The organism is Neorhizobium sp. T7_12 (genome assembly GCF_002968535.1).
GTDB classification, from domain to species: Bacteria; Pseudomonadota; Alphaproteobacteria; order Rhizobiales; family Rhizobiaceae; genus Neorhizobium; species Neorhizobium tomejilense.
In genome coordinates this window covers 1-21,397 of the sequence record NZ_PVBK01000005.1, presented here as the reverse complement: position 1 = coordinate 21,397, position 21,397 = coordinate 1, and the positions used below count along the sequence as shown (strand labels likewise).

Sequence of the window (21,397 nt, the reverse complement as noted above, 5' to 3'; positions counted from 1 at the left end):
CACGCGCATATTTTCCGGGATTTCGCAACTCCCGCCGCGTTCCATAGCCGGCGTCCTATTTGGCTGATCGTCCTCGATGAATCAGCCGCAGCGTGCGCAGTGAAAATCGAACTCCGCAGCCAGTTTCCCGACCGCGCCAGTTTCCGAGATGCGCAATGCCATCCATATGGACACGGCCGACCATGCGGCCCGCATATAGCTGTCGGCGCGGTAGAGGGCGGCATCCGGGTGGCTTTGAAGCGCCGTCATCCGCCCGCTCAAGCGCTCGAAACCATCAAGGACCGCGAGAGCAAGTTCCGATTCAGCCGGGTGTTCGGCGATATAGGCGTCGATCTCGTCGCGCGCCTTCTCCAGGAAAAGGGCGAGCCCCCGCCCCTCGTCACGCCAGAGGCGGCGGGTCAGGAAATCCAGTGCCTGCATGCCCGTCGTGCCCTCGTAGATGGTCATGATGCGGGCATCGCGCAGATATTGCTCGAGCGGCCAGTCGCGCGTGTAGCCGACGCCGCCGAGCACCTGGATTGCCGCATTCGCCGTCTCGAACCCGGCCGCAGCGCCAAAGTTCTTGATCAGCGGCAACATCCAGCCGGTAAAATCCTCCAACCCTGCCTCGGGCTCCAATCGGACGATATCCATGGTCGTGGCAAGTTCGAGAATGGCGGCGCGCAGGATTTCCGTGGAGCTGCGGATCTCATGCAGTTGGCGCTGCACATCGGGATGGCTCGATATCGGCACTGGCGGCTGATCAGGCCGTCCGCCCTGGCGGCGCTCCTTGGCATAGTCCTCGGCAATGTCGGCCGCGGCGGACGCGATGCCCAGCCCCTGGCAGCCGGTGAGCAGCCGCATCAACTCGATCATGGTGAAAAGCTGCGGCAGGCCGCGACCTTCGCGGCCGAGCATGATACCCCGGGCATTGTCGAACCGCATGGCGCAGGTGGGAGAACCGTGCAAGCCCATCTTCTCCTCAATCCGATCGACCGAAACCCCGTTCGCCTGGCCATCGATGAGGTTCGGCACGAGAAAGAGGCTGATGCCGCGCGTGCCCGGCTGGTCGTTGGTACGGGCGAGCAGGCAATGGCCAATGCGGTCCGCCATATCGTGGTCGCCGAAGGAGATCCAGATCTTCTGGCCGGTGATTAGCCATTCGCCATCACTGAGTTCGGCCCTGGTGCGCAGCCGGCCGACGTCGGAACCCGCTTCCGGTTCGGAAATGCAGATCGTCGCCGCCCATTCGCCGGTGCTAAGTTTTGGTACCCATTCGTTTGCGGTCGCTTCGTCGGCGGCTTCCGCCAGAAGATGGGCCGCCGCACGGGTCGAGCCGGCGGCCATCATCAGCGCCACGCAGGCGCGCTCGAACAACGGCGCACAGGCGGCATGCAAGGTGAGCGGAACGGCCTGGCCGCCGAATTTCTCGGTCACGTCCATGCCGAGCCAGCCGGCCTCGGCATATTGCCGGAACGCATCGGCGAAACCGTCCGGCGTCCTCACCCGGCCGTCGACCACCTTCGCGCCGATCCGATCGCCGATCGCATTCAGCGGCGCCAGCACGCCCTCGGCAAAACCCGCCGCCTCCTCGATAATTGCGGCAACCGTCTCGTCGTCGCAATCTTCACGGAGCTCTTTCAGCCGGTGCCAGCCCGGCGTCAGGGCCAGGATGTCCAGCGTTCGGTCGGCCTGATCCGCAAACGACATCGGCGGTTACCGTGGCTGCATGCGCAGTGCGCCGTCGAGCCGGATCACTTCGCCGTTGACATACTGGTTCTCGATCACGAACCGCACCGCATCGGCAAACTCGCCGGGATCGCCGAGCCGGGACGGATAGGGGATCGCGCTGGCAAGGCTGTCCTGGGCTTCCTGCGGCAGTTCGTAGAGCAGCGGCGTCAGGAAGATGCCGGGTGCTACAGTGTTGACCCGCACGCCGAAACGGGAGAATTCGCGCGCCGCCGGCAAAGCCAGCGAAACGATGCCGCCCTTTGAGGCCGCATAGGCCGCCTGGCCGATCTGCCCTTCAAAGGCTGCGACCGAGGCGGTGTTGACGATCACGCCGCGCGCCTTGTCGTCGCGCTCGGGCAGGCCCGACATGCGCTCGGCCGCAAGCCGCATCATGTTGAACGTGCCGATCAGGTTGACGCGGATCACCCGCTCGAAATCGGCAAGCGGCATCGGCCCGTTCTTTCCGACTATGCGCCCCGCCGTGCCGATGCCGGCGCAGTTGACGAGGATGCGCAAGCCGTCGCCGGCTTTCGCCGCAACGTCGAGTGCCTTGGCCGCATCGTCCTCGCTGGTCACGTCGCCCGAGAGCGCCACGCCGCCGATCTCGGTCGCGACCTTTTCGGCCGCCGTCTGATTGCGGTCGAAGACATGTACCACGGCCCCGAGTTTCGCGAGCAGCCGTGCCGTCGCCTCGCCGAGCCCCGAGCCGCCGCCGGTGACGACAGCGCTTGTTCCTTCGATCCTCATGCCGCCAGCTCCTTGCCGACCCGGATGACGCCCGGTGCATCCGCGTACAGTTCCTCGACGAGATCGCCGCGATGGGCGAGCACGGCGCGCTGGTTGATCGAGCCCTTGTCTGTCACCTCGCCCTTTTCGAAACGCAACGGTTGGGTCATCAGCATCATGCGCATGACGCGCGTCGCCGAACCGCTGGACTGGCGCTGGTGTTCCTTCAACCGCTCAGTGATCGCCGCCCTTACCTTCGGATGGGCAACCACCGCCTCGTCGGAAAGGGCAGCGTCGCCGCCGATCAGTTCGCGCAGTGCCGGCATGAAGGGAACCGCGAGCGCCCCGAGCTCGGCCCGGTTCTCGCCGGTGATGACCGCATCGCGGATCAGCCCGCCGAACTGGTTGACGAGCTGTGCCCGCAACACGCCGACCGCCACCCAGGTGCCGGTCTGCAGCTTGAAGTTTTCCGCCGTGCGGCCGTCGAAATAGAAGCCCTGGCGCGGATCGCCGGGCACGGCGAATTTTACGGCGTCACCGATCCGGTAAAAACCTTCCTCGTCGAAGGCCTCTTTGGTCAGCTTCTCGTTGCGCCAGTAGCCGGGGGTGACGTTCGGGCCCTTGAGGCGCAGCTCGTACTTGTCGTCGATCGGCACCAGTTTCATCGTGACGCCCTGGCCGGGCACCCCGATATTGCCCGGCTTTTCCTGCGGGTCGGTGCAGAAGATCGCGAATGGCGCGGTCTCCGTCGAGCCGATGCCGGTGCCGAGCGGCACCTGTTCGCCGATCGTCATCTCGGAAAGCTCGATCAACGCGTCCCAGGTGTGCTGCGCCATGCCGGCGCCGGCGTACATCAGGAGCTTCAGGTCCTTGAAGAAGGTCTTGCGAAGTCCCTCGTCCTCGCGCATCGCCTGGATCAGCATTTCATAACCGGCCGGCACGTTGAAATACCAGGTCGGCGAAATTTCCTTCAGGTTGGCGATCGTCTGGGCCATCAACGCCGGGCTCGGCTTGCCGCGGTCGATGTAATAGGTGCCGCCGTTATAGATGGCGATGTTGAAGACCTTGTTGCCGCTGGCGGTGTGGTTCCAGGGCGCCCAGTCGACCAGAACCGGCGGTTCGTCGCGGAAATAGGAATAGCAGTCGGTCACCATCTCCTGATTGGAGCAGAGCATGCGCTGCGTCTGGATGACCGCCTTGGGCGAACCGGTGGTGCCCGAGGTGAACAGGAATTTCGCGACCGTATCCGGCCCGACCGCATCAAAAGCCTTGTCCACCGCCTCGGTCGGCTCGGTCTTGAGTATGTCGTCGAGGAGATAGGTGCCGGACCTATCCTCGGGCAGGTTGCGCATCCCGGCAAAGGGAATGTCTGCCCCGAACGCCGTATCGACCGCCTTGCGGAATGCACCCGCATCGTCGGCGAAGATCAGGCCGGGGGTGATCTGCCTGGCGATGTCGTGCAGCTTGGAAAAGTCCGAGGAGATGGTCGCATAGGCCGGCGCAATCGCCGCGGACGGGATGCCGACATGCTGGGCGCCGAGCGCCATCAGCGCATGTTCGATCGAGTTTTCCGAAAGGATGACGAGCGGATTTTCGGCCGAGAGCTTCATGTCCAGCAGGAACTGGCCGATGCGGCGCACCTGATCCAGCGCCTCGGCAAAACTCACCCTGCGCCACTCGGCCGTCCCTTCACGATCCGCCATCCAGGTGCGGTCGGGTGCGGTTTTTGCCCAATGGATCAGCCGCTCGTTGAGCTTGTCGGGATAAGGTCCGAGCGGATCCTCACGCCAGACCACGAACTCGCCGTCCGGCCGCTCTTCCCAGCCGACCGCAGGCGACCACAGCTTCACGTCACGCACAGGTTTTCCGCTCATGACTTCTCCTCCCAGACGTCAATGCTCCCTATCGGGCTCCCAAAATTTGTTTACAAAGAAACAATCTCCCTGTAAACGATCAAAAACTAATGACGGGCTGGGGAGCGTCCGTTGCTGGAGGAGAATGCATAAAATGGCCGATCAGACGGCAACCAGCTTCGTGACCTATGAGCTCAAGGGCAATGTTGCCCATATAGGTCTCAATCGTCCGGAAAAGCGCAATGCGATCAGCGACCGTTTCGTTGAAACGATTGCCGAGACCGTGGCGCGCGCCGAAAGCGAGGCGAAAGCCGTCGTGCTGTTCGGTCATGGTGATCACTTCTGCGCCGGCCTCGACCTTGCCGAACATGTGAAGAAGACGCCGATCGAAGGCGTGCGCGGTTCGCGCCGCTGGCATGCGGTGTTTGCCGGCATCGAACACGGCACGATCCCGTGGATTTCAGCCCTGCATGGCGCGGTGGTCGGCGGTGGCCTCGAACTGGCATCCTCCACCCATATCCGGGTTGCCGACAAGTCCGCCTTTTTCGCGCTGCCGGAAGGCCAGCGCGGCATCTTCGTCGGCGGCGGCGGCTCGGTGCGGGCCGCCCGGCTGATGGGTGTCGCCCGCATGACCGACATGATGCTGACCGGCCGCGTGGCTTCGGCGGAAGAGGCCGAGCGCTGGAACCTGGCACAATACGTCGTCGAAAAGGGCATGGCCCGGCAGAAGGCGCATGAGCTTGCGGAAGCCGCCGCCAGCAACGCCGAAATTTCCAACTATGCGGTTCTCAACGCATTGCCGCGGATCCAGGACATGGCCAAGGAAGACGGGCTTTTCGTCGAATCCTTCATCGCCTCCTTCACCGCCACCAGCCCGGAGGCCGAAGAGCGTCTGCGCGCTTTCCTGGAAAAACGCGCCGCGCGGCTGAAGGCGCCGGGCTCGGCATAAGGGGGAACGCCCATGGACATGCCGATCCGCACCGCAGACCAGGTCGAACTCGACCGGCTCAATTCGGCGCTCGGTTTCCTGATGCGGCTGGCGCAGCTCAAGATCTACGAGCGGTTTTTCGAAGAGGTCGGCGAGCACAATCTGAAGCCGGGGGAATTCTCCGTGCTTTGGGTCATTCTCCACAATCCCGGCATCCGCCAAAGCGTGCTCGGCCAACGGCTGATGATCAAGCGGGCTCATATGACCAAGCTGATCCGGGCGCTGGAGGACCAGAACCTCGTTTCGCGGAAGGTGCCGGATGGAGATCGCCGCGCCGTGGAGATCACGCTGACGCCGGAAGCGGTGACAAGGGTGAAGCAGGCAAGCCAATGGTTCTTCACCTACGAAGAGTCGGTCGGCGCCAACCTTACCGGTGACGAGCGCCAACAACTGACGGCCCTGCTGCGGAAATTCGTGGGCCTGGGCTGAATTTAAGGATCGGGAGGAGCGAACCTTGAACATCGACGAGCTGATCGCCATCGACGTCCACACCCATGCGGAAGAACCCTGCTGCGGCCCGCGCGACGACGGCTATGACCAATTCCAGGCCGGCATGGCCAAATATTTCAAGAACCCGGCCGGCCACAAGGGCATGCTGCCGACGGTGAACGAGACCGCCGTCTATTACCGCGAGCGCAAGATCGGCTGCGTGATCTTTCCGGTCGATGCCGAGCGCGAGACCGGCTTCCGGCGTTACAACAACGAAGAAGTGGCGATGATCGCTGCCGAAAACAGCGACATCATGATCCCGTTCGCGTCGATCGACCCCGCCAAGGGCAAGATGGGCGCCCGCGAGGCGCGCCGGCTGGTGCGGGAATTCGGCGTCAAGGGTTTCAAGTTCCATCCGACCATGCAGGCCTTCTATCCGAACGACCGGATGGCCTATCCGCTCTATGAGGCGATTGCCGAAGAGGGTGCGATCACACTATTCCATACGGGCCAGACGGGCGTCGGCGCCGGCATGCGCGGCGGCATGAACATGCGGCTCAAATATTCCAACCCGATCTATCTGGACGACGTGGCGGCGGACTTTCCCGACATGCCGATCATCCTGGCGCACCCCTCCTTCCCCTGGCAGGAAGAGGCGCTTTCCGTCGCGACCCACAAGCCGAACGTCTACATCGACATGTCCGGCTGGTCGCCGAAATATTTTCCGGCCATCCTGGTGCAATACGCCAACTCGATCCTGAAGCACAAAATGCTGTTCGGCTCGGACTGGCCGGCGATCACGCCGGACCGCTGGATGGCGGATTTTGCCGCAATCTCGATCAAGGACGAGGTGCGGCCGCTGATCCTCAAGGAAAACGCCCGCAAGCTGCTGAAGCTTTAAACCGGGACGAAACTCTTCCGCACCACCAGTTCGGGGATGACCCGCTCGTAACCCGGCGAAGCGTCCGGGTTTTCGAGGCGCCGTTCGAGAAGCTCGACGGCCCGCAGCGCCATGGTGATCGGGTCCTGGCGGAAGGTGGTGAGGCTGTAGCTCAGCCAGGCCGCTTCCGGCACGTCGTCGAAGCCGATCACCGCCACATCCTGCGGGATGCGCAGCTTCTTTTCGATGCGGATGAAATCCATAAGGCCGAAGGCGATCTGGTCGTTGGCGCAGAACACCGCATCCGGGCGTTCGCCATCGGCGAACAGCTCGCGGGCGGCGGCGATGCCGCTGTCGTAATCGGAATCGGGCCCGCCGGCGGAGCGGACCTCGGCGCCGAGCGCCAGCGCCGCCGACGTGAAGGCATTTTCGCGTTCAACGATGCTCGGCGTCCCCGATTTCGAACCGACAACGGCAAGGCGCCGACGGCCGGCATCGAAAAAGGCATTGGCGGCCTTGCGCGAGGCCTCGGAATTGCCGGCGCGGACATGATCGGCATCCGGTTCCGAACGGCCGATCACCACCAGAGGCTGGCCGTTGCGCTGGGCGAGTTCGAAAAAGCTCGCGGGCGGCGAACCGGAAAGGATGATCGTCGCCTCGGCGCGGTGGCCGATGAGCATTTTCTGGGCGGCCAGCAATTCCTCTTCCGCCTGTCCGGTATTGATGAGGATCGGGATGCTGCCGCGCTGAATCAGCGCCTTGGCGAGCGCCGCAGTCAGATGGGCGCGAAAGCCGAGTTCCGGCTTGGTCGCGACGATGCCGACAAGCCGGCTCTGGTTGGCAAGCACGCCGCGCGCGAGGTCGTTGACGTGGTAGCCGAGCTCTTCCGCCGCCCGCAGCACCTTTTCGCGCGTCGCCGGAGCCACGCTGGCGCCCGGCGTGAAGGTGCGGGAGACGGCCGAACGGGAGACACCGGCAAGGCGGGCGACCTGTTCGGCGCTGACAAAGCGCATCCGTTTTTCGTCCTTCATGCTTTCCTCAATGCCCCACCCGCGAAAGGACGTCCGCCTTCAGGAATCGCTCCACGATCAACATGAACACCAGAGAGGGAACGAGCAGCAAGAGGGCCGTGATCGATGCGATCTGATAATTGCCGCCGGCAGCGGTCGTATAGAGCAGCAGCGGCAGCATGTTCACGTCGGGTGCGCCGACGAAATAGCTGCCGGTGAATTCGTCCAGCGATTCCAGGAAAACGAAGATGGCGCTTGCCATCAGGCCCGGTGCCGCCAACGGCAGCGTCACGTCGAGGAAGGCTCGGAAGGCCCCGGCGCCGATGTTGCGCGCCGCCTGTTCGAGCTCCGCGTCGATCGCCGAAAAGGCGGCCGTCGCGATCCACACCGCGTAGACGAGGCCGTGCGAGACATGCACCAGCACGACGCCGGGAATCGTGCCATTGAGCCTGATCTCGTAGAAGATGCGAGCGACGTTGACGTAGACCGTCAGGTTCGGAAAGGCCTGCGGAATGAGGAAGGCGAGCAGGATGAGGCCGCGAAACGGCAGTTTTAGCCGCGCCAGCGCATAACCGGCAGGGATCGCCAACAAGAGCGAGACGACAACGGTCAGCAGGGCCACGACCAGCGAATTGGTCAACGATTCCATCGCCCCGCCGCGCGGTGCAAACACTTTTGCCCAGGAACTGAAGCCGTATTCCAGCGGCAGGCTGTGGGGGAAATACCACTTCTCAGCCACCGTCCAGAGCAGCAAGTTGAACAGCGGTCCGAAGATGACGAAGGCCATCAGCCCGAAGATGATGCCGCGCGGCACCCACCAGAGCGCGGCGAGAGGATTGCGGGCGGCGGAATTACGGGCGGCGGTCATGCGCGCTCCTTCAGGCTGGCGCGTAGGTAGATCCATGCGACGGATGCGGCGAGCACGAGCGAGATCAGACCAAGCGCGTTGGCGACGCCGTAATCCCCGTAGGAATTGACCCGGAAGGCGATGTCGGCGGTCAGCATGGTTGGCGACTGGGCGTTGATCATCAGCGGCACCGAGAGAACCGACATCATGGTGACGAAGGAGAGGATGAGGCCGACCGTCAGCGTCATCGCCACTTGCGGCACGACTATCTCCAGCAGCAGGCGCAGCCGCGAGGCGCCGAGATTGCGGGCCGCCTCGATTGTATCGCGGTTGATGGAGGCCATGGCGCCGGCGACGAGCAGCGCCACGAACGGCGTCTGCTTCCAGACGAAGGCGATGACGATGCCGCGCCAATCGAGGAAGCTCACCGCATCGAGCGGCGTCAGCAGGCCGAGATTGATGAAAGTATTGTTCATCATGCCGTTCTTGGAGAGGAACGTGCGGAGAATCTGCCCGACGACGATGAAGGGAATAAACATCGGCCAGCGATAGAGCCAGCGCAGCATCGCGACGGCGACCGGATGTTCGCCGAGCGTCAGATAACCGCCGATGGCGATCGAGGCGATGCCGATCAGCACCGTCGACAGGCTGACGATCACGACGGTGAAGATGATGTCCTTGGTATAGAGGTCGAAAGTCTTGGTGAAATTGCCCCAGCCGAACGCCCCCTCCACCTGGAAGGCACCGACCGCCGACATGATCAGCGGCAGGATGAAGAGGAAGGCGATCACCGCGAGTGCCGGCAGCACGAGAAGGAGACCGAGAAGGCGTTTTGGCATGGTTCGACCGTTCGGAGGGATGATGGGCACTATCTTCTCCCCTCGGGGAGAAGGTGGCCCGGAGGGCCGGATGAGGGGCCTTGCGGCAGATGCGACCTCGCTTGCGCTCGATCGCGCGCTCCTGCGTCGCTTACCCCCTCACCTGTCCTGTCGGACATCTTCTCCCCGCTGGGGAGAAGACAGAATGTTACTTCACGGACTTCTCATAGGCTTCGAGGATCGCTGTGTTGTAGGGCGCGATCGGGAAGGGCTTGCCCTTGGCGGCAAGGTCGGCCGGCGAGATGTCGACGAAGAGCTTGTTCCAGGTGGCGTCGTCCAGTTCTCGCTTGACGTTGTCGGCGTCGATGCCCGGATACCAGTTGAAGCGCTTGACGATGCCTTCAGCCTGGACCTTCGGGCTGGTGGCGAGAGCGATGAACTTCTCGGCCAGCGCCTTGTGGGCAGCCTTTTCCGGCATGACGTAATGCATCGGCTGGCCCGGCATGCCCGGAGCCGGCAGGACGAGCTTCATGGTCGGCGGCAGCTGGCCGTTGGCCTGCCAGGAATAGAACATGTCGACCCAGACCGGGCCCATGGCGATTTCGCCGCGCGACAGGAGGTCGAGCGTGCCGGCATTGCCGGGCGTCAGCGTCGCGTTGGTGGTGAAGTCGGCGAGGCTCTTGAAGGCCGTATCCCACTTCTTGGTTTCGTCTTCCTTGAACGGACCGTTCATCAGGGTGTTGGCATCACCACCGCCGAAGGCATAGATCCAGCCCATGACGAACGAAACGCCGGAAGCGCCGCCCTTGATGCCGTTATAACCGAACTGCTTCGGATGGACTTTGGCCCAGTCTGCAAGCTCCGCATAGGATTTCGGCGGGTTCGGAACGAGCGCAGGGTTGTAGGCGATCGCGGTCTGGCTGTTGAACATCGGCATGACATAACCGTCGACATTGGTGCCGAGCGCCATCTTGGCGTTGGCACGGGTGACGAGTTTGCCGGTTTCGATGTCGCTGCGGTACTTGTCGAGATAGTTCTTGGTCACCATCGGGCCGACGAATTTTTCGTGGACGACAGCGACGTCGACGTCCCACTTATCGGACTTCGCTGCGGCCTGGGCGTCGAAGCGCTCCAGGATCTTCTGCGAGCCGGCATCGCCGGGGCCGGTGCCGACGGCGCGAACCGTGTTGCCCGGATAGGTCTTCTCGAACAGCGGGCCGAGATACTGGTTGATGTAGTCGACCATGTTCTGGTCGCCGGCGGTCGCAACCGTCAGCTCTTCGGCATGAACCGGAAGGGCTGCGAAAACGACGGCGAAGGCTGCGTAGGACATCTTCTTCATGAGTGCTTCTCCGTGAGTTGAAAAGGCAGAGGTATCGAAAGGTCAGGCGTGGACTTTCCCGGATGGCGCCCGGGAAATGGGGGAGGCCGAAGCAGCCTCCGGCGAACCGAACAGAAAGAGCGCCTCGGCCGGCACGAACACGGCGACGCGGGCGCCCGGCTCGAAGGCGCGGTCGGCGTCGGCCATGATCTCGTGATCGCCGAGTTTGACGACATGGCGCCAATGGCCGCCGGGATAACTGACGGCGGCGACCTCGCCCCGGAAGCTGATGCCGGGACCGATCGTGGCGATATCATCGGCCGGGAAAAGGCGGGCGGCCTCCGGGCGGAAGCGGGCCTCGACCGGAGCGGCGGCCAGCGGACGGCCGAGGCGCGGTACGGTACCGGCCGCATTGGCCGGGCCGGCAGCAATCGCAAACTGGTCGCCCTGCGGCGCGCCGTTCAGGAAAAGCACGTTTTCCGCGCCCATGAAGGCTGCGACGAAGGCCGAGGCGGGACGGTTATAGACATCTTCCGGCGTGCCCTGTTGGGCGATCCTGCCGGCATTGAGGATGACGATCCGGTCGGCCATCACCATGGCCTCCTCGCGGTCGTGGGTGACGTGGATCGCGGTGATGCCCAGCCGCTTCTGCAGCGCCCGCAACTCGTGGCGCACCGTCAGGCGGATACGGGCATCGAGGTTCGACAGCGGCTCGTCGAGCAGCAGGATTTCCGGATCGATGGCAAGCGCCCGGCCGAGCGCGACACGCTGGCGTTGGCCGCCCGACAATGCCAGCGGCTTGCGCGCTTCCAGCCCGTCGAGGCCGAGCAGCGACTGCATAGCCGCGACGCGGGCCGCGATCTCGGTTCGGGAAATACCCTTCAGCTTCAGGCCGTAGCCGATGTTCTGCGCCACCGTCATATGCGGCCACAGCGCGTAGGACTGGAAAACCAGCGCCATGCCGCGTTTGTCGGGCGGCAGGTAGGTCACGTCGCGGTGGCGCACCTTCACTTCGCCCGCCGACGGGCTGATGAAGCCGGCGAGCAGACGCAGAAGCGTAGTCTTGCCGCAGCCGGACGAACCGAGCAGCGCCACAAATTCGCCCTTGGCAATCGACAGATCGATATCGGTCAGAACCTGCGTGGCGCCATAACGGCTGGCGACACCGCGCAATTCCAAAAAACCGTCCCGGTCCATCGAACCCCCTTTTGCACAGCCGTGCAATCTTGCTGGGCGTTTCTTAGAACCGGAGTTTTACAGGGGGATGACACCTTGGATTTTTTATTGTCGGATGCGCGTGAGGTGGCCGCTCAGGCTTCCACGGAGAGCGGGGTTTCGAGCCGGGCGAGCGCTTCTGCAAGCTCGTCGGCACCGGTTGCCACGAAAACGGCTCCGGCCTCCGCCAGGATTTTCGCGCGGCCGGGCCGCGGGTCGGCGGGATCGACAAAGCCGATCGCGGTCATGCCCGCCGCAATCGCCCCGGTGATCCCGTGGGCGCTGTCGTCGATCACCACGCAACGGGCCGGATCGGCGGCGAGCGTTTCGGCGCAGAGATGAAACAAATCCGGCGCCGGTTTCGGCCGCGCCACCATGTCGGCGCTGAAGATCGACGGCGCGAAAGCGTACCAGAGGGGCAGAAGGCCGAGGCTTTTCGACAGCCGGTCAGCCGAGATGTTGGAGGCGACGCATTTGCGATGCGGCAGTGCGCGGACGAGGCTTTCGATGCCGGGCATGGGTTCCAGCGAGCGGGCGAATTCCGGATAGATATCAAGATGCCAGGCGTCGAAGACCTCATCCAGATCAACGATGCCGAGCTCTTCGGTGCAGATGCGGCGGATGGCGCTGGCGGAATTGCCGGTAAAGCGGACCAGAACCTCCTCGGCAGTGATGGCGGCACCAGCATCCTGCAGGGCTTTGGCCAGCGTGCGGCTGGCGATCGGCTCGCTGTTGATCAGGACGCCGTCACAATCGAAAATCAGGAGATCTATCTGCATGAAAGTCCAATTTGAATGAGGCGTCAAAGCCGATTGACGCCGGCCAAACCGTCGGCGACGGCAAAGCTCTGGAAAACGGCAGCAGGGGAATTCTGCTGCTTACGGTCTGTGATCCCGATGAAATCGACCTCGGCCGACCGCTCGCTCAAGCGCATGATCGCATAACCATGCTTGTCCGAGGCAAACTTGAGATGCGGGTTTTCGGCAAGCGCCGTCGCAAGGCTTGCGGCGGACGGGGCGTCCGAGGTGATCGAGCCGCAGACGAATTCGCTGGCGATGACCTGAGCCTTCTCCTCCGTGAAGTCGCGCTTCACGTCCGCCGCATAGAAGGCATGCAGGTCGCCGCCAATGATCAGCGGATTTTGGACCGCCGAGGTCTGCACCGCCTCCAGCAGGCGGCCGCGGGCGGCGCGGTATCCGTCCCAACCGTCGAGATTATACGTGGTGGCCGGCCCGGACTTGGTGTCGCGCTCGGCAAGCAGCGTCTGCTGGGCGATGAGGTTCCACTTCGCCCGGCTGGCACCGAGCGTCTTGCCGAGCCATTGTTCCTGCGCCGGGCCAAGCATGGTCCGCTCCGGCCGGTCGTCGCCTGCAGATCCTTGGAGTTCCGGCGAACGATATTGCCGGGTATCGAGCAGCGTCACGCCGGCCAGATTGCCGAACCGATAATGATCGTAGATGCGCAGCGCATCGAAGCCGGCGACGAGGCTTGGATGCACCGGCATGTGCTCGAACCAGGCCTGGTATGCGGCACGGCGGCGGGCGAGGAATTCGTCACGGTTCGGTGCGTCGGGAGCGCGGTTAGCGGCGTAGTTGTTGGTGACTTCATGGTCGTCCCAGACGACGAGCCAGGGAAAGGCGGCGTGGGCGGCCTGCAGTTGCGGGTCAGATTTGTAGAGCGCATAACGATCCCGGAATTCGTAGAGCATCGACGGCACACCGGTTTCGTGCTTGCGCACCAGCTGCGCGCCATAACTGCGCTCGTAGATGTAGTCGCCGAGATGGATGACGAGATCGAGATCGCGGCCGGCCATGTCGGCATAGGCGCTGTAGAAACCCTGTTCGTATTGCTGGCAGGAGGCGAAGGCGAGGCGAAGCGTATTGACGCTGTCGGCCGGCGCGGTGCGGGTGCGGCCGACCGGGCTTTCCGCATTGCCGGACCGGAAACGGTAGAAATACCAGCGGCCGGGCAGAAGACCCGTCACTTCCACATGCACCGAGTGGGCGAATTCCGGGACGGCGCGGAAGAGGCCCGACTGGACCGGCTCTGAAAAAACCTCGTCCTCGGCGATCATCCATTCCACGTCGATCGGATCGAGGTTCGGCTTCGGCGCCGGGGCGAAAGGATCGGCGGAGGTGGCGGCCGATGTGTCTTCGAGGATCAGCCGGGTCCAGAGGACGACACTGTCGGCCCTCGGCGCGCCGGACGCGACACCGAGAGCGAAGGGATCGGTCTTGAAGCTCGCCGCACGCGCGGAGCCGAGCGTCCGCCAGATCGCAGCCGCCGCCAGTCCGCCCACCAGCAGGCTTCGGCGATCAATGAGCGGCATCGAACAGCCCTTCGCGTGCCTTGACGGCGAGATCCGGCCGGTCGGTGGTGATCTGGCGCAGCGGCCGCTTCAGCCAGAAGGACAGGTCTTCCAGCTCGTTAGGAACCCAGACGCCGAGCTTTTCGGCCGGGACGAGCGCGGAGAGCAGTTCCCATTCCTCGAGCAACAGAGCCTTTTCGATTGCCAGCACGTCGGAAACCCGCAGCATGGCTTCGACGGACTGGCGCAGGCCGAGAGCCTGGACGGACTTGTGATTGAGCGACGACAGCCGGCGGATATGCGGCGCGACTTCACCGATCGTCTTCAGGACGTCGCCGCTGAAGCTGGTCAGGAAGGAATTGTCCGCGATACCAAAGCGATCGATCATCGCCGCAGCCTTGGCTTCGAGGCCTTCATAGGGCTTGCCGTCGGCATCGGCCTTCAGCTCCACATGCAGTTCGAGGCCGGTCGGCGCGTAGATTTCGAGCACGTCTTCGAGCGTCGGGATGTGCTCATCGGTGCCCTTGAGGATCACCGAACGGTATTCGCCGGCGGCAAGCTCGGTCACCCGGCCTGAGCGTTCGGTGGTGCGGTCGAGCGTCGCGTCATGGATCACAAGGAGCTCGCCGGTGGCGCTCAGATGCACGTCGAATTCGACCGATTCGACGGAGAGGTCGAGAAGGTTGCGGAATCCTGTCAGGCTGTTCTCGGCCCAGAGATTGCGGGCGCCGCGATGGCCGACGATGATGGGATTGGTCATTGGAAATACCTCATTTCTATTTGCTGGAATCCACCAGGCCCTTGGTGAACCAGCGTTGCATCAGAAGGATGACGAGAGCCGGCGGCGCCATCACAAAAAAAGAAGCAGCCATGGCGATATTCCAGGCCGGCTGGGCGTCGGCGACCGGGATCAGGTCCTTCAATCCGATCATCGCCGTCGCCATCGCCTTTTCGGTGGTGAAAAGAAGCGGCCAGAGATACTGGTTCCAGCCGTAGAGGAAGAGAATGATCGACAGCGCCGCGATATTGGCGCGCGACAGCGGCAGCAGCACGTCCCAGAAGAATTTCAACGGCCCGGCGCCGTCAAGCTTGGCAGCCTCGCAGAGTTCGTCGGGCACCGTCAGGAAGAACTGACGGAACAGGAAGGTCGCGGACGCCGAGGCGATCAGCGGCAGGATGAGCCCGCCGTAGCTGTTGATCATGTTCCACTGCAGCGCCGCGTCGAGCTGATAGCCGGTCCTGTCGGCGATGAAGCCGGTCAGGCCGATCGCCTCGAACAGTGATCGCAGCGGGCCGCCGGCATCGGCCACCGCCTCGTAGGTCGGGATGATGCGTACTTCCACCGGCAGCATCAGCGAGATGAAGATCAGCCAGAAAGCGGTCATGCGGAAGGGAAAGCGGAAATAGGTGACCGCGAAGCCGGCTATCAGCGAGACCGTCAGCTTGCCGACGACGATGCCGACAGTCACGATGAGGGAGTTGACGTAGAGACGGCTGAACTGGCCTTCGTTCCAGGCGAGGACGGTGTTCTCGACGAAATGGCCGCCCGGGACCAGCGGAAACGGCACCTGCTGCACTTCGCCGACCGTCAGCGAACCGGCGACGAAAGCGAAATAGAGCGGCATGCAGACGACTGCGGCACCGATCAGCAGAACGACGTGGCAGAAGATCGAGAGGCCCGTGTGACGTTCGACCATGGTCACACCTGATAATTGACTTTGCGCTCGACGGCGCGGAACTGCAGGAAGGTGAAGAGCACGGCGATCGCCATCAGGATCACCGACTGAGCGGCCGACGAGCCGAGATCGAGCTGGCGAAAACCGTCCTGGTAGACCTTGTAGACCAGCGTGTTGGTGCTGCCGGCGGGTCCGCCGTGCGTCACGGTGTCGATGATGCCGAAGGTCTCGAACAGGCCGTAGACGAAGTTCATGACGATCAGGAAGAAAATCGTCGGCGCCGCCATGGGCAGCGTCACTGTGAAAAAGCGGCGGACCGGACGAGCGCCGTCGATCGCGGCTGCCTCCATCACCGAGGCCGGCACGGCCAGGAACGCCGCGACGAGGAAGATGTAATCGTAGCAGACATGTTTCCAGACCGCCGCGACCGAAACCAGCAGCAGCGCATCGAACGGCCGGCGGTTCGGGTCCCAGGCGAAACCGATCTCATGCAGCATCTGGGCGAGCGGGCCGACGGTCGGGTTGAACAGGAAGGCCCAGAGAACGCCCGATATCGCCGGTGCGATGGCATAGGGCAGCAGGATGACGCCCTTGTAGATCGCCCTGCCGCGCATGACGTTGTCGGTGGCGAAGGCCAATAACCCGGCGATGACGAGCGTCGCGATGCATTGCACCACCGTGAACCACAGCGTGAGGATGGCGCTGTCGCGGTATTCCGGGCTTGAAAACAGGGTGGTGAAATTTTCCAGCCCGACGAAGATCATCGTGCCGCCGAACGGATCCACCTGCACGAAGGCAAGCGACAGCGCCTTCCAGGTGGGGATGAAAAAGAAGAAGAGCAGGATCAGCAGCTGCGGCGCGAGCAGGCCCGCGGCCAGCCAGGGCCGCCGGAAATGCGAGGCCTTGAGCCCCGCTTCCGACGTCCCCACCAGGGAGCTCAGGCTCCGCCGCAAGGGTAACCGAGGGCGTGTCGCCGCGCCCTCGTTCCTGATCATGATGGCATCACTTGCCGGCATGGAGCTTCTCGTACTGGCGCAGGATCTCGTTGCCGCGCTTGACGGATGAGTCCAGTGCTTCCTGCGGGGCCTTCTTGCCGGTCCAGACAGCCTGGATTTCCTCGATGAGGATAGAAGTCGACTGATTGTGGTTGCCGAAGCGGAAGCCGCGGGAATTATCCGTCGGCTCGCCACGTGACAGCTGCTCGATCGCGATTTCGCGGGTCGGATGATCCTTGAAATAACCATCGGTCTTCATCTTCTGGTAGGCGGCATTGGTGACCGGAATGTAGCCGGTCGCCTTGCTCCACCATTCCTGGGTTGCCGGCTGGGCGACGAAATTAAAGAAGGCAGCGACGCCGGCCTGAACCTCTTCCGACTTGCCCTTGACCGCCCAGAGCGATGCGCCACCGATCGTACCGTTCTTGACGTCCGCACCTTCCTCGTGCGGCATGACCGCGGCGCTCCACTTGAACTTCGCGTCCGCTTCGACGCCGGAATGGCTGGCGGTGGAGTTGATGATCGTGGCGCAGGTGCCTGACGTGAAGAGGCTGATCGGAGCGACGCCCTGGCCGGCGATCTTCAGCACGCTGTCATCGACCCATTTCTTCAGCCGCGCGACCTGACCGACCACGCCGGTCTTGTTGTAGACGAATTCGGTGTCGAGACCGCCATAGCCATTGGCCTTGGTGGCAAAGGGGTAGTTGTTGATCGCCGAATAGTTCTCGATCAGGCTCCACTGGAAATCGCCCGGCAGCGCCATCGGGCAATCGGTGACCTTTTTCTCCTTCAGCGCATAAAGCTGCTTTTCGAGGCCCTGCCAGGTATCCGACGGCGCGTCGAAGCCGGCCGCATTGAAGGCATCGGCATTGTACCAGAGAATCGGCGTCGACGAGTTGAAGGGAAGCGCCGCCGGCTTGCCGTTGACGATATAGAAGCCGGCGACCGGCTTGACGAAATCGCTCCAGTCGATCTTGTAGCCTTGCTTGGCCATCAGCTGGTCGACAGGGATGACCGCACCGGAATTCAGCATGGTCATGAAACCGCGCTCGGCAGACTGAAGGATAGCCGGCTGCTGATTGACCCGGTACGCGGCGACCATGGCCGCCATGGTCTCTTCGTAATTGCCCTTGAACGTGCCGACGACCTCGTACTTGTCCTGGGACTTGTTGAAGTCGGAGATCAGCTTCTGGACGGTATCGCCGAGCTTGCCGGAGATCGCATACCACCACTCGATCTTGACGCGGTCGGCAGCAGTTGCTCCCGTCGCGCCCATCAGCAGCGCGCCGGCGGCAAGAAGGCCGGTTATCGATTTCACGTATGTCGAAGCCATGTTTCGGTCCCTGATAATCGGGTCTTTCGCACGACCCGCCCTGTTTCGGTTCTGGCCATCTCCATCAGTCTGGGTTAGCCATGACATGGATGGGTAAGTTACATGTGTTACGTGTGTGTGACATATGATACTTCGAAGGGCAGGGACAATGGAATATCGTGAGCTGATGGTGCGGGCCGCGTGGCTCTATCATGTGGAAAGCCTTACCCAGCAGCAGATCGCCGAACGGATGAATATCACCCGCCGGCGGGTCAACGAGATCCTCTCGGAGGCGCTGGAAGCAGGCGTCGTCAGGATCAGCTTCGATTCCGTGCTGGCGGAAAGCGTCGAGCTGGAAGCGAAACTGCGCAAGCGGTTCGGCCTGCAGGATGCGGTCGTGGTGCCGACGCCGGCGGACGCGGGGCTTCTGCATTCGGTGCTCGGACGCGGTGCCGCCGGCTTTCTCGGCCGGCTGATCCAGACGCAGAAACCCGCATCGATCGGCGTCGGTTGGGGCTCGACGCTGCGCGAGACGATCCAGCACATCCCGTCGCTGAACGAGCCGCAGATCAAGGTGCGCTCGATGATGGGCGGGCTGACGCAGGGCTCTGAAATCAACACGTTCGAGATCGTCCGCGGCTTCGCGCAGGTGCTGAACGCTCAGTGCCGCTATTTCGTGGCGCCGATCTATGCCGAGAGCCCGGAATCGCGCGATGCGATCATTTCGCAGGCGGTGTTCCAGAGGACGTTCAAGCAGATCTGCGAGGTGGATGTCGCCTACCTCAGCGTCGGCGACGTATCGCAGCAGTCGCTGCAGGTGCGCTATGGTCTTCCCGAAGGCATGAACGAGCAGATCCTCAGGAAAGCCGGCGCGGTCGGCGACCTGATGGGCCGTTATCTCGACGCGACGGGCAAGGAAATCGACCATCCATTGAACCGCCAGGTTCTCGCCCCGGAGATGGAGGATTTCCGAAAAATCGGCTGCCGAATCGTCGCGTCGGGCGGGGCGCACAAGCGCAAGATCCTGCAGGCGGTGGCACAGAGCGGGCTCGTCAACGTGATGATCACCGACGCCGACAGTGCCAAGGCCATGCTGGCGGCAAAATAGCCGTCAGATATTCCGCCTCTTGCCCTCCAAAAGGTCGATGATGGAATTGGCGGCATCCAGCACGTTGGTACCCGGGCCGAAGACGGCGGCGACGCCGTGGTCCATCAGGTAGTCGTAATCCTGCCGAGGCACGACGCCGCCGACCACGACGATGACGTTTTCGGCGCCTTTCGCCTTCAGCGCTTCGACGAGCTGGGGCGCAAGCGTCCGGTGACCTGCGGCGAGCGACGACATGCCGACGACCTGGACCTTCTCTTTGACCGCAAGGTCTGCCGCTTCCTCGGGCGTCTGGAACAGCGGACCGGCGAGAACCTCGAAACCGATGTCGCCAAAGGCCGAGGCGATCACCTTGGCGCCGCGGTCATGGCCGTCCTGGCCGAGCTTGGCGACCATGATCTTCGGGCTGCTGCCAAGCTTTTGAGCGTAACCGCCAAGCCGCGAGACGATCGTCTTGTATTCCGGGTCATCCTCGTAGGCAGGCCCGTAGATATCGCCGACCACCTCCGGCACCGCCGAGTGGTCGCCGAAGGCTTGCCGCATCGCGTCGGAGATTTCACCGACGGTGGCGCGGGCGCGGGCCGCCTCGATCGCCACTTCCAGCAGGTTTCCCTCGCCGCTTTCGGCGGCTTCCTCGAGGACCGCGAGTGCCGCCGCCACGCGCTTAGGATCGCGCTGCCGACGCACTTCCTCCAGGCGTTTGATCTGACCTTTGCGGACCGCGGTATTGTCGATCGCCAGAATGTCGATCTCGTCCTCGTTTTCCAGCCGGTACTTGTTGACGCCGACGATGATTTCCTCGCCGCGGTCGACGGCGGCCTGGCGGCGGGTGGCGGCCTCCTCGATCAGCCGTTTCGGCAGGCCATCGGCGACAGCCTTGGTCATGCCGCCCATCGCCTCGACCTCCTCGATCAGCGCCCAGGCCTTTTCGGCAAGCTCGTTGGTCAGGCTCTCGACATAATAGGACCCAGCCAGCGGATCGACGACCTTGGTCACGCCGGTCTCGTGGCTGAGGATCAGCTGGGTATTACGGGCGATACGGGCGGAAAAATCGGTCGGCAGGGCCATCGCCTCGTCGAGCGCGTTGGTGTGCAGCGACTGGGTGCCGCCGAGCACCGCCGACAGCGCCTCATAGGCGGTGCGGATGACGTTGTTGTAGGGATCCTGTTCCTGCAGCGAGACGCCCGACGTCTGGCAGTGGGTGCGCAGCATCAGCGACGACGCCTTCTGCGGCTTGAACTCCTCCATGATCCGCGACCACAGAAGCCGGGCGGCGCGCAGCTTGGCCGCTTCCATGAAGAAGTTCATGCCGATCGCGAAGAAGAAGGAAAGCCGGCCGGCGAACTCGTCGACGCTGAGGCCCTTGGCAAGTGCTGCACGGACATATTCGCGCCCATCGGCCAGCGTGAAGGCAAGCTCCTGGACGAGCGTCGCGCCCGCTTCCTGCATATGATAGCCGGATATCGAAATCGAATTGAACTTTGGCATTTCCTTTGCCGTATATTCGATGATGTCGGCGACGATCCGCATCGAAGGCTCGGGCGGGTAGATATAGGTGTTGCGGACCATGAACTCCTTCAAAATGTCGTTCTGGATGGTGCCGGAGAGCTCGGCCCGCGAACAGCCCTGCTCCTCGCCGGCGACGATGAAGGAGGCGAGGATCGGGATGACCGCGCCGTTCATGGTCATCGACACCGACATCTCCTTCAAGGGAATACCGTCGAACAGGATCTTCATGTCCTCGACGCTGTCGATCGCCACGCCCGCCTTGCCGACATCGCCCTCGACCCGCGGATGGTCGCTGTCGTAGCCGCGGTGGGTGGCGAGGTCGAAGGCGACAGAGAGGCCTTTCTGCCCGCCGGCGAGATTGCGGCGGTAGAAGGCGTTCGATGCTTCGGCGGTCGAGAAACCGGCATATTGGCGGATCGTCCAGGGGCGGCCGGCATACATCGTGGCGCGCGGGCCCCGCACGAACGGCTTCATCCCCGGCAGCGAATCGAGATGCTCGATGCCGGCCAGGTCGTCGGCCGTATAGAGCGGCTTGATGTCGATTCCTTCGGGCGTATGCCAGACAAGGGTTTCCGGCGAAGCCTTCAGCTCCTTTTCGGCCAGAGATTCCCAATCCTTGACGGTCTTTGCGGCTTTCACGGTCTTCTCGGCCATCACTCGAACTCCATGATCAACTCGTCGACCGCCAGGCTTTG

19 protein-coding genes are annotated in these 21,397 nt (G+C 63.2%); 4 read left to right on the top strand and 15 right to left on the bottom strand.

Features of this window, described 5'->3' with window-relative positions; all coding sequences use genetic code 11:
• Positions 1–81 precede the first annotated feature (81 nt).
• The 3 genes from C5J26_RS13450 to C5J26_RS13440 are packed head-to-tail and all read right to left on the bottom strand — an operon-like array spanning position 82 to position 4,310.
• The gene (locus C5J26_RS13450) at positions 82–1,689 is read right to left on the bottom strand and encodes an acyl-CoA dehydrogenase family protein (RefSeq protein ID WP_172745856.1); all 1,608 of its coding nucleotides are present in this window, start codon (positions 1,687–1,689) and stop codon (positions 82–84) included.
• A gap of 6 nt (positions 1,690–1,695) precedes the next feature.
• A complete protein-coding gene (locus tag C5J26_RS13445) occupies positions 1,696–2,457 on the bottom strand; it encodes an SDR family NAD(P)-dependent oxidoreductase (protein WP_105402221.1) in 762 nt (253 codons plus the stop codon).
• On the bottom strand, positions 2,454–4,310 hold the full coding sequence (locus C5J26_RS13440) for a feruloyl-CoA synthase (RefSeq protein ID WP_105402220.1): 1,857 nt from the start codon (positions 4,308–4,310) through the stop codon (positions 2,454–2,456). Before C5J26_RS13440 ends, C5J26_RS13445 begins: the two co-directional genes overlap by 4 nt.
• A gap of 133 nt (positions 4,311–4,443) precedes the next feature.
• On the opposite strand from C5J26_RS13440, the gene C5J26_RS13435 reads away from it, so the two are divergent.
• Genes C5J26_RS13435 through C5J26_RS13425 form a run of 3 tightly spaced genes read left to right on the top strand, consistent with a single transcriptional unit; the run spans position 4,444 to position 6,607 of the window.
• Positions 4,444–5,238 (top strand): crotonase/enoyl-CoA hydratase family protein, encoded by a 795-nt coding sequence (locus C5J26_RS13435; protein WP_046600458.1) that lies wholly within the window; start codon positions 4,444–4,446, stop codon positions 5,236–5,238.
• A 12-nt stretch (positions 5,239–5,250) separates the two neighbouring features.
• Complete coding sequence (locus C5J26_RS13430) at positions 5,251–5,706, top strand: MarR family winged helix-turn-helix transcriptional regulator (protein ID WP_105402219.1); 456 nt, start codon at positions 5,251–5,253, stop codon at positions 5,704–5,706.
• Between the two features lie 25 nt (positions 5,707–5,731).
• The gene (locus tag C5J26_RS13425; protein WP_038547636.1) at positions 5,732–6,607 is read left to right on the top strand and encodes an amidohydrolase family protein; all 876 of its coding nucleotides are present in this window, start codon (positions 5,732–5,734) and stop codon (positions 6,605–6,607) included.
• On the opposite strand, the gene C5J26_RS13420 is transcribed toward C5J26_RS13425, so the two are convergent.
• The 11 genes from C5J26_RS13420 to C5J26_RS13365 all read right to left on the bottom strand — a co-directional run bounded on the left by C5J26_RS13420 (position 6,604) and on the right by C5J26_RS13365 (position 18,109).
• Positions 6,604–7,617 carry a LacI family DNA-binding transcriptional regulator gene (locus tag C5J26_RS13420; protein WP_105402218.1) on the bottom strand — a complete coding sequence of 338 codons (1,014 nt, stop codon included), beginning with the start codon at positions 7,615–7,617 and terminating at the stop codon, positions 6,604–6,606. The genes C5J26_RS13425 and C5J26_RS13420 overlap by 4 nt on opposite strands.
• Before the next feature lie 7 nt (positions 7,618–7,624).
• Complete coding sequence (locus C5J26_RS13415; RefSeq protein WP_105402217.1) at positions 7,625–8,464, bottom strand: ABC transporter permease; 840 nt, start codon at positions 8,462–8,464, stop codon at positions 7,625–7,627.
• Positions 8,461–9,282 (bottom strand): ABC transporter permease, encoded by an 822-nt coding sequence (locus C5J26_RS13410; protein WP_105402216.1) that lies wholly within the window; start codon positions 9,280–9,282, stop codon positions 8,461–8,463. Before C5J26_RS13410 ends, C5J26_RS13415 begins: the two co-directional genes overlap by 4 nt.
• 187 nt (positions 9,283–9,469) lie before the next feature.
• The gene (locus C5J26_RS13400; RefSeq protein WP_105402215.1) at positions 9,470–10,603 is read right to left on the bottom strand and encodes an extracellular solute-binding protein; all 1,134 of its coding nucleotides are present in this window, start codon (positions 10,601–10,603) and stop codon (positions 9,470–9,472) included.
• A gap of 42 nt (positions 10,604–10,645) precedes the next feature.
• Positions 10,646–11,779 (bottom strand): ABC transporter ATP-binding protein, encoded by a 1,134-nt coding sequence (locus C5J26_RS13395; protein WP_105402214.1) that lies wholly within the window; start codon positions 11,777–11,779, stop codon positions 10,646–10,648.
• A 113-nt stretch (positions 11,780–11,892) separates the two neighbouring features.
• Complete coding sequence (locus tag C5J26_RS13390; RefSeq protein ID WP_105402213.1) at positions 11,893–12,576, bottom strand: HAD family phosphatase; 684 nt, start codon at positions 12,574–12,576, stop codon at positions 11,893–11,895.
• A gap of 23 nt (positions 12,577–12,599) precedes the next feature.
• The gene (locus C5J26_RS13385; protein ID WP_105402212.1) at positions 12,600–14,126 is read right to left on the bottom strand and encodes an alkaline phosphatase; all 1,527 of its coding nucleotides are present in this window, start codon (positions 14,124–14,126) and stop codon (positions 12,600–12,602) included.
• Complete coding sequence (locus tag C5J26_RS13380; RefSeq protein ID WP_105402211.1) at positions 14,113–14,865, bottom strand: glycerophosphodiester phosphodiesterase family protein; 753 nt, start codon at positions 14,863–14,865, stop codon at positions 14,113–14,115. Before C5J26_RS13380 ends, C5J26_RS13385 begins: the two co-directional genes overlap by 14 nt.
• A gap of 16 nt (positions 14,866–14,881) precedes the next feature.
• Complete coding sequence (locus C5J26_RS13375; protein ID WP_105402210.1) at positions 14,882–15,802, bottom strand: ABC transporter permease subunit; 921 nt, start codon at positions 15,800–15,802, stop codon at positions 14,882–14,884.
• Positions 15,803–15,804: 2 nt separating this feature from the next.
• Positions 15,805–16,797 carry an ABC transporter permease subunit gene (locus C5J26_RS13370; protein WP_105402209.1) on the bottom strand — a complete coding sequence of 331 codons (993 nt, stop codon included), beginning with the start codon at positions 16,795–16,797 and terminating at the stop codon, positions 15,805–15,807.
• Entirely contained in the window at positions 16,784–18,109 is a 1,326-nt protein-coding gene (locus C5J26_RS13365) for an extracellular solute-binding protein (RefSeq protein ID WP_105402208.1), read from the bottom strand. The genes C5J26_RS13370 and C5J26_RS13365 overlap by 14 nt, the downstream gene beginning before the upstream one ends.
• A 148-nt stretch (positions 18,110–18,257) precedes the next feature.
• Between C5J26_RS13365 and C5J26_RS13360 the strand changes: the two genes are divergently transcribed.
• Positions 18,258–19,196: a sugar-binding transcriptional regulator gene (locus C5J26_RS13360; protein WP_105402207.1), complete on the top strand. Its 939-nt coding sequence runs from the start codon at positions 18,258–18,260 to the stop codon at positions 19,194–19,196.
• Between the two features lie 3 nt (positions 19,197–19,199).
• Here the strand turns inward: C5J26_RS13360 and scpA are convergent, their stop codons facing one another.
• Positions 19,200–21,341 (bottom strand): methylmalonyl-CoA mutase, encoded by a 2,142-nt coding sequence (scpA, locus tag C5J26_RS13355; protein ID WP_105402471.1) that lies wholly within the window; start codon positions 21,339–21,341, stop codon positions 19,200–19,202.
• Positions 21,342–21,397: the final 56 nt, after the last annotated feature.